The sequence below is a fragment of the Candidatus Magnetominusculus dajiuhuensis genome, assembly GCF_046044395.1.
GTDB lineage: Bacteria > Nitrospirota > Thermodesulfovibrionia > Thermodesulfovibrionales > Magnetobacteriaceae > Magnetominusculus > Magnetominusculus dajiuhuensis.
Map to the genome: position 1 here is coordinate 1 of NZ_JBJUSG010000133.1, position 9,469 is coordinate 9,469.

A 9,469-nucleotide genomic window follows, 5' to 3' on the forward strand; every position below is an offset into this window, starting at 1 on the left:
AAAGACCCAGTTCTCTTGCCTTTTTCTCAATAACATAAATATTGCCTTGTGAATCTACTGCTTCATTTGAGGGAGAAGAAAACGGTGCAGAAGCCGGACCAGTTGTTTGAGAAACAAATGACAAATTTGATGTATTGAGTTTGACTAATCGATTGTGTGAATCGTCCGAGACATACAAATAATTGCCCGTCGAATCAAGAGATACTCCTCCGCCATCAAAGAAACTGAAAGATTGACCATTAGATGATGAGGTCGAAGTCAAAACATTAAAGTTTGAATTTAATTTGACCACTTTGTTTTGTGAACCTATATATATATTGCCAGATGAGTCAACAGCTATGCCAGAATTACTAAAAGCTGATCCTATACTTAAGGAAGAAAACGAAGGAGAAGAAGTCGAGTAATTGCCGTTTGAACCGAATTTTACTATACGACCAGTATGACCGGAATCTCCCAAGTCAATAACGTATATATTATTATTCGAATCAACGGCAAGAGGTTTAGGTCTATCAAGTCCACCACTCAAACCTGTTGTATTTAATACTTTGATAAAGTTGCCTGAATTATCAAGCTCCTGAATATTATTTAATGTATAATCTGAAATATAAATATTATTTTGCGAATCATGAGCAACACCGAAAGGAGTTTTGGCAGATCCTTGTATTAAATTATAATTCGTTGATATAAGTGACAAATCATTTGGATTAAGTACTACAATACGATGATTATTAGTATCTACTACATATGCATTTCCCGATGATGAAAAATATATGCCATGGGGTGAACTCAATCCCAAAGTTGAAGTGGCTATTACGAGAGAGAGGTCGGGGTTAAGTTCAATTATGCGATTGTGATCATAGTCTGAAATAAAAATAGTTCCCGTCAATGGAGAAACTCCAACACCCCTAGGGTGACCTATTCCCTGCCCCGAAATTGTTGAAATTGTCGTGGATGCCGTACCGTCTGGGTTGGCAACAACTATACGACTATTATTTGTATCCGCAATAAAAATATTGCCCGTAAATGGAGAAATTGCAATGCCAGCAGGTACATTTAATCCTAATCCCGAAAAAGTTGTTGAGGCCGTAAGATTTGGATTAAGAACATGAATATTATTGTCACTTGCCAAATAATAAACATATCCTGATGAAGATACGGCCGTCTCTCGGCTTATTGTTGAAAGACCCTGTGTTGATATAAGAGAAAGATCATTTGGATTAAGAACTACAATACGATTATTATTAATATCTTCGAAAAAAATATTTCCAGATGAAAGAATTGCAATACCGGAAGGAAAATTTAATTTTTGTCCTGAAACTAATGAAGTTGATGTTGAAAAACTGCCATCAGGATTGAATTTAATGATACGATTGTTGCCCGTATCCGCTACATATATATTTCCTGTAGATGAAGAAATAGCAATACTTGTGGGCTGAGCAAAACCTGATGCTGGTGGATTCCCAATTCCACCTATCATTCTTGCAAAATTTGGAACAACCGTAACCGTAGATGGACCTATAGATAGTGGGTTACTTAAAATACCTGTGAGTGTAAGATTATTTGTTATTGTGGTAGTAGCAGCCACGTCAAAAAAAAGAGAAGATGAAGCTGTTGTAATTTTTGTTAAATTGTAAAAAGTGCTGGTGCCTGAAATAATTTGACTGTTGGAAGTTCCTGCAAAATTAATTGTTCCACCATTACTTATCAATACTCCGCCGGAATTGATCCAATCGCCATAAACATTTAGAGTATGCCCGTTTAGATTTAGAGTTCCTCCTATCGCTAAATTTAGATTGTGAACATTTTGATCTTGGGTAAGAGTCACCATTCCTGTGTTTATAGTTGCATTATCCAATGAACCTGGATAATCTACGCCCTCCGTTGGAATAAATGAACTTGGTAATTTGAGACCGTTATAAGTTGTTGAAGCTGTGCCATCAGGATTAAGAACAGCAATACGATAATTGTTGACATCCGCTATATAAATATAACCTGTGAGCGGAGAAATTGAAATTCCGGTAGGTGTATTTAACCCAGGCGAATATGTTGTTGATGCTGTAAGATCAGAATTAAGCACAATAATATTATTATTATTTTCGAAATATATATTTCCATTAAATGGAGATACCGCAATACCTTCGGGATAATTTAATCCTAGATTTGAACTAGTAGCTAAAAGATTTAAATCCGGATCCAACACTTCAACACGACTATAGGTAATATCTGGGACATATATATTTCCCGATAAAGGAGATACCGTAACTCCATAAACATGGCCCACATCCCCGCTATTAGTCGAGGTGGAAGAAGTAAAATCTGGATTATAAGAAAAAACCTTACTGGCAGAATAATCTGCTATATATATTTTCCCTGTTATCGGAGAAATTGAAATGCCTTTTGGATTTACCAATCCGGCTACAGCGAACGATGTGGAGGCAGTAAGATCGGGATTAAAAACCGCAACATGAGAAGAATTTGAACTTACCACGTATACTTCTCCTGATAAGGGAGAAACAGCTATGCCATTTGGAAGATACCCTGGCATAGAAGTTGATGTTGCAAAACTACCATCAGGATTAAGTTCAACCACTCGATGATTAAAATTACTATCCGGAATATATATATTTCCTGTAAATGGAGATACGGCAACATCATAAGGATATGAAAATGAAATTAAACCATGTGTTCCTCCCCATGTAATTATATTGTTCCAATTACCGGTGGTCGTAGCTTGAAAAACGGCTGCAAAATTATTATTAAAGTTAAATATTTTTTTCCAATTTGAATTTGGAACAAAAATTACAGTAAAAGTTACAATAATAAAAAGAAGGAGAGAAGAAATAAAAATCGGTGATTTAATTTTGATTTTTGGCATAATCACGTCTAGATTCTACAATAAATCACCGATATTGGCAAATCGTTATTATAAATTTGTTCGGTTTGTTTACTTTTATTCGTATCTTAAGGCATCGATTGGATTTAAATCTGAAGCTCTTGCTGCAGGATAGTATCCAAAAACTATTCCTATAATAGCGGAAACTCCAAAGGAAAGTATCACCGATGTCAAAGATACTTGAGCTGTCAGCAAACCTGTAAGCGTCAGTATCCATGCAATTGCTATTCCCAAGATTATTCCGATTATTCCGCCGATGGCTGTGAGCATTACCGATTCTACTAAGAATTGTAATCGAATATCACTTTTTTTTGCTCCCACTGCTTTCCGTAAACCTATTTCTCTCGTTCTTTCTGTGACCGTCGTAAGCATCATATTCATAATTCCAATTCCTCCGACAAGCAAAGAGATGCCGGCGATTGCCGCTAGAAGCGCCGTCATAGTCCCCGTTATGGATGAAGCCGTAGCCAAAATATCGGATTGATTTAATGTGCTAAAATCAGCTTTCGTCGGATCGGTTATATTATGTCTTTGAAGCAAAATATCAGTTGCCTGATTTTGCACATCGGTAACGAGTGCGGCAGTTTGCGCAGAAATATTTATTGCCGAAACATATAGGTTGCCCATAAAAAATTGCTGAGCCACTGTTATTGGGATATAAACGATATCATCCGTACTATTCGGTCCTGAACCGCCTTTGGCAACAGTAACACCTATTACAGTAAAAATATTTCCATTTATCCTTATTGATTGTCCAACAACATCTGCACCAACTCCAAAAAGATCATCGCGCGTGGTTGGACCTAAAACTGCAACTCTTGCCAAGTTCGTTACTTGATCATCCGTAAAAAAAGTTCCGGTATCTATTGCCACATCTCTAATATCCGCATAAGAAGGTGTCGTTCCTATAATTGAAGTATTGGTATTTGTTCCGGCTGCCACAACTTGTTCTCTCACGCTAACTGAGGGCGCTACTTCTTTGGCAGATGTAACTTGGCTTGCCAAAGCAGAGACATCGTCCATCGTTAGTGTATTTGCTGAACCTCTGCTCTCCCTTACCTGGCTTCCGGGAGTTCTAGGTGCTCCGGGAGAAATAACCACTAGATTTGCGCCGATTGATTCTATCCTTGCCTGAATAGAATTCGTTGCTCCATTACCAATACCGAGCATTGCAATAACCGAAGCAATACCTATAACTATACCGAGCATGGTAAGCCCGGTACGAACTTTGTTCGATAATAATCCCGTTGAAGTTTCCTGCAGCAAATCTCTTATTGTCATTTTATTTTTTATTATTCACTTTTACCACTTCACTGCATGGAACGGTAACTTTTCCTTCATCCTCGCACAAGGTAATATTGCTGATCCTTTTATTTTTATTTTTTTCATCGCTTAAAATTAAGCCGTCTCTGATATGAATAATTCTGTCAGCGTGTTCCGCAACATCAAGTTCGTGAGTAATAAGTATGATCGTGTGTCCTTCCTTCTTATTCAAATCCTGAAAAGTTTTTAAAACAACTTCTCCGGTTTTTGTGTCCAAGTTTCCGGTTGGCTCATCAGCCATAATTAATGACGGATCATTTACAAGTGCTCGGGCAATAGCAACACGCTGAATTTGCCCTCCGGAAAGTTGATTTGAAAGATGACGCCACCTGTTTTGTTCAAGTCCGGCAGATTTTAAGGCCTCTTCGGCTCTTTTTTCTCTTTTTTCAGGCGGAACATGTAAATACACAAGAGGTAAAACTACATTTCGTATGACTTCTGCCCTAGGAAGAAGATTGAAAGATTGAAAGACAAATCCAATTTTCCCGCCACGAATATCCGCCAGCTCGTCATCGGTAAGTTTTGACACGTCTTGCTCATCGAGAAAATACTGTCCGCCAGTCGGGGTATCGAGCGCGCCAAGAATATGCATTAGTGTAGATTTTCCAGAACCGGAAGGACCCATTATTGCTACGAACTCCCCATCCTTTATGGTAAATGTTACGCCCTTGAGGGCTTCCGTTTTTGCTTCACCATTAACGTAAGTTTTTTTGATATCTTTGCATTCGATCATTTTGTAAATTTTTAATTTCTTATTATTGTTCCTATTGAACCGCCTCCAAAACTTCCGCCAAATCCCCCTCTTGTGTTTGTTGTTGCAGATGCAGCCGAAGTTTTTGTCGCGGTTCCGGTTACCATTGATTTTTTGGTAACTACTAGTTGTCCTTCATTAAGTCCCGACAAAACTTCTGTCATTGTATTGTTTGAAATACCCGTGATAATTTCAACACTTGTTACCGGATACTGCGTAGTTATGCCAGAAGATGAATTTGTACCGCTGGCATAATAATTTCCAAATTGCCTGCCGGAAGTTGTCCCAGTTGAAGATGAAAATGTTGATGATGCAAAATTTCTTCTTGAGGAGGACGCGAAATTTCTTGTCGTAGAACTCATATTGAAATTTCCTCCAAATTGATTGGCAGTTGAAGAAGATGTATCAGCGACTAAAACATATTTTCTTCCGTTAGCTGTTGTAATTGCCGAAGTTGGAATTATAAGCGTATTTGAATGCTGGGTCGTAGCGATAACCACCGTCGCGGTCATTCCGGTTTTTATCTGATCATTTTGCGAATCCATGGATATTTGAACGTTATAGCTTACAACACCTGAACTTACCGTTCCAAGCGGGTCTATATAACTCAATTTTCCTGTCATTGAAAGTCCCGGCAAAGAATCAAAAGTTATTGTAACAGGATTTCCTGCTGTAACTTTTGCCGCATCAATTTCATTTAGTGTTACATTTATAACCTTTTCGGAAGTAATGAGCGTCCCGAGTGCATCTGAGGATGAAACCTGCTGACCTATGCTCGCTGAAAGCCCGCCAATTTGTCCATCAAATGGAGCAGTAATAATTCTGCTAGCATAAGCTGTCTCGGCATTTGTTAAATTTGCTTTTGCGTTATCCAAGTTTGCTTGAGAAACCGCCAAGTCATCGGCTGATGGCGGCTCTTGTTGCACAGATAAATTATTTTTTGCTTCCTGAAGTTGAAAGACAGTGTTGTTATATGATTGCAAAGTAGATGTAAGGCTGCCAATTGATGAGTCTATATTGCTTCTTGCACTTCCGGCTATATTTTGATCGGAATTTATCGCTGACACCGAAGTCGAATCGGAACCTTTGCTATAAACACCAAAAAGCATCGTCATATCGTCAAAATAATTTCTTAATATATTCAAATTAGATATCGCACTATTCAATGAAGATACCAAATCGTCGGAAACTGTTTGATTTTTGATTTTATCTTTCCATGCGCTCAAAATTGGGCCAATATTATATCTGCCCATATTTACGTTATTTTGCAAATTCTGATTATTAAAATTTACTCTTGCTACGGAAATTAACGGATTTGTACTCATCGGACTGTCAAAAAATGGATCGGTATTTAAATAAATATCATTTGCCGCAGAAGTATAAGCATTCGTTAATTGAATTAAAATATTTTGTTTTGCGTTATCCAAGGAAGTTTGAGCTGATGTAATAGAATTATTCAAAGACAATAGAGAGGAATCCGAAAGGCCTTTTATTAATTTATCATAACTGGCCTGGGCGCTTGTAACGCTTGCTTTTGCCTGATTAAGAGTCTGCAAGGCATTTTTACCGTCAAGAATTGCAACAACTTGACCAGCTTTTACGGTGTCGCCATTTTGAACTTTAACCGAAATAATCTGTCCAAGTGTTTGGGTTTGTCCCGTAGTTTGGGGCTTGATAGAAACTTTGCTTAAAGTTGAAACCTGTCCGGAACCGGAAACTGTTACAACGAGGTCGCCCCTCCTTACTCTTTGAAATGTATATTGAACGGTTGATGCGCTGGTAAAAAGTTTGGAATAAATAAAAAATCCCGCGACGATGATGGCAATTATGATTATTGAAGTCCAAAGCCGGTGAATTTTTGTAAAATTTTTTATTCGGTCAAAAAATTGGCTTGAAACTATTTTTTTAATAAAATTTGCCATTTTATTTAATAGTGGTTGTTCCAATAAATCCTCCCTGCATGTTTGCCGGATCAGGCATAATTCTCACAAGTCTTGCTTCAATTTCTGCTTTATCATTTGGGTTTCCTATGACCGTAACAAAATCATTTATTTTCAAATCTTCAGGCTTGATAGAATCTTTAAATTTTCTTATGTCAGTACTTGAGCTTATCAATATTGTTTTTTCTGTATTATCTTTATCTGAAATAATCACCGAAGGAAGACTGATGCTTATTATTTTTCCTATAGCACCGTGAGAATTTTCAAAATCACCCCTATTCATGCCCATAAACTGGTCATTTGGCCTTCCGTTCATCTGACGAAAATATTGCTCGCCGACTCTATAAGAGAATCCCGCTTTTTTAAAGCCCACGAACATCCCGGCCTGAAAAATTAAAAGTGCCACGATAAGACAGCCTAAAATACAACTTGCCCATTTAACTTTTGATTTGTTAAGAACCTCTTTTATTTGTTGCATATTTTTTATATTAAATTATTAATTAATTTTATAAAAACGCGGTTTTGAAATTTCGAAAGCCTTCAATACCGAGCTTACTGACCACACAAAAACTAAAATTGAAGCCACAACTATTGCAATTGGAATAATAGGTAAAGTTTCAACAACTGACATTACATAAGATTGCCAAAAAGAAATAATCGAGGCTCCATCCGAAAATAACAAAGAAATATAATCGAAAAGGCCGGATTGATAAGCATCTTTGATTATATTCACAATATATATTATTGCTATCGATACTGAAATTAAGGAAATAGCGGAATCAAGAACTACCCTGTAGATAGCTCTTTTTATTTCTTCTTTTTTAATCCTATTTATTATAGAGCTCTTTAAATTTTCATTTGGCTCTATTAAGCTAAAAAAATGATTTTTTCTTTCCATATCTTATGTTTATACGTCTACCTTGATAATTTGGGTGCATTTACCGATTTTTTCATTTTAATTAGGGCCCTCCTATGGTGGCTTTTTACCGTATCAATCGGAATATCCATAATATTGGCAATTTCAGAAAGCGACATGTCATTTACATATTTTAAAATGATCACCTCTTTTTGCACAACAGAAAGTTCCGCCATGATATGTTCGATAAGTTTTTTGTTTTGAGTTTGTACAAATATTTCGTCCGGTTTTAATTCCTCATCTGTTAAATTATTTTCTATGATATTTTCCCCATCTTCATCATCAAACGCTGACATTGGAATATCTTTTCTTTTTCTCAAATAGTCGATGCAAGAATTTTTTGCTATAGAATAAATCCAAGTTTTAAAACTTTTTTTTATGTCAAATTTTTTAATATTTTTCCAGACTTTTAAAAATACTTCTTGAGTTATATCTTCTGCGGTTTTTTCATTCCCGATAAGCCTATAACAAAAATTATAAATCATTTTCAAATACCGAGTAATGATTTCATTGAAAGAGTTTTTATCTCCATTTAAATAATCTATTATTATTTCCTCATCGCTCTTTTTCATTTGGAAGGTATTCTAGCATATTTTATGGTCATAATTTTTATAGAAATTTCTATTTAAAGTGGTCAGACGTATTTTAATTGAATACTTAGCATGGATAATTTGTTGTGTGTCACGAATCACTAAATATTTTGAAGTCATAAAGATTCCAAAATATGTAAGTGTTCGCGACCCCAGCTCGCGGTTTTGTTCATTAATGTTCACAAAACAACGCTGCACTTTCCACAAACTTAAAATCTGCAGAAGTGCAGATTTTCTTAACGTTTGTGGACCATAGCGGACCAAGTTGGAACCGCTTTGATTAATTTAAAGGATAGTTTTAAGTAAAAAAATTACGAGAACAATCTATTACCATTTCTTTCATTCATTTTGTTTTCTAAAACATATGGAGCAATTTCAGGAATAGCAGCTAAAACAATACGTCTCATTTTTTCGGTAATTAAAAATGAATCATTATCCCAATTGCCAGCAATATTTTTTAACTCTGGCGAACTTTCCCAAATTTCTCCCAGGTGTTCTTTACTCTGTTTATAATCTATTATCTTATTGAGATTACCCAGCCATTTCTCAGTATCTTGTTTGTCCATACCTGCAGTAGTTATTTTTTTTCTTAAAATATAGGTAGCAACTTCAGGGATAGCAGTTAAAATAATATTCTGCAAATCACGATAATCAAACTGTGAATCCCAAATGGCTGCAATATTTTCTAAATCGGAAGAATTTTCCAACATTTGTTCAGAATGATTTTTGTTAGTTTTATTAGCAATAATTCTATTAAAACTTTCCATTCCATCCTTTAAAAGAGTTTCTTCTTTGCCTTTTCTATCTTCTACCTCCCCCAATTTGTTTTTTTCTTTTGACTTTTTCTTTATTTCCTCATTTATTTTCTTTACTTCTTCTGGATTTCCATTACTAGATTTAAATATATTTTCAAACATTTTTTTATAATTAATTAATAATTTCTACTCTAGATTATATCACGAATAATATTATTAAAAAAGTTAATAGTAGTAAAAGCGCTAGTGGACCCGAGCGGACTCGAACCGCTTACCTCCTCATTGCAAATGAGGCGTTCTA

7 protein-coding genes and 1 pseudogene are annotated in these 9,469 nt (G+C 35.9%); all 8 read right to left on the minus strand.

Annotated elements, in window-relative coordinates; all coding sequences use genetic code 11:
* A pseudogene (locus AB7D94_RS14565) lies at nt 1-2,875 on the minus strand (hypothetical protein); the annotation flags it as partial.
* A 75-nt stretch (nt 2,876-2,950) separates the two neighbouring features.
* Nucleotides 2,951-4,174 (minus strand): ABC transporter permease, encoded by a 1,224-nt coding sequence (locus tag AB7D94_RS14570; RefSeq protein ID WP_420266678.1) that lies wholly within the window; start codon nt 4,172-4,174, stop codon nt 2,951-2,953.
* Nucleotide 4,175: 1 nt separating this feature from the next.
* The gene (locus tag AB7D94_RS14575) at nt 4,176-4,958 is read right to left on the minus strand and encodes an ABC transporter ATP-binding protein (RefSeq protein ID WP_420266686.1); all 783 of its coding nucleotides are present in this window, start codon (nt 4,956-4,958) and stop codon (nt 4,176-4,178) included.
* A 2-nt stretch (nt 4,959-4,960) separates the two neighbouring features.
* Nucleotides 4,961-6,913, minus strand: coding sequence for an efflux RND transporter periplasmic adaptor subunit (locus tag AB7D94_RS14580; protein WP_420266679.1), 1,953 nt, complete (start codon nt 6,911-6,913; stop codon nt 4,961-4,963).
* A complete protein-coding gene (locus AB7D94_RS14585) occupies nt 6,891-7,313 on the minus strand; it encodes a hypothetical protein (RefSeq protein WP_420266680.1) in 423 nt (140 codons plus the stop codon). The genes AB7D94_RS14580 and AB7D94_RS14585 overlap by 23 nt, the downstream gene beginning before the upstream one ends.
* 90 nt (nt 7,314-7,403) lie before the next feature.
* A complete protein-coding gene (locus tag AB7D94_RS14590; protein ID WP_420266682.1) occupies nt 7,404-7,805 on the minus strand; it encodes a hypothetical protein in 402 nt (133 codons plus the stop codon).
* Nucleotides 7,806-7,822: 17 nt separating this feature from the next.
* Nucleotides 7,823-8,395 carry an RNA polymerase sigma factor gene (locus AB7D94_RS14595; protein ID WP_420266683.1) on the minus strand — a complete coding sequence of 191 codons (573 nt, stop codon included), beginning with the start codon at nt 8,393-8,395 and terminating at the stop codon, nt 7,823-7,825.
* 329 nt (nt 8,396-8,724) lie between these two features.
* Nucleotides 8,725-9,330 carry a hypothetical protein gene (locus AB7D94_RS14600; protein WP_420266685.1) on the minus strand — a complete coding sequence of 202 codons (606 nt, stop codon included), beginning with the start codon at nt 9,328-9,330 and terminating at the stop codon, nt 8,725-8,727.
* Between the last annotated feature and the right edge of the window lie 139 nt (nt 9,331-9,469).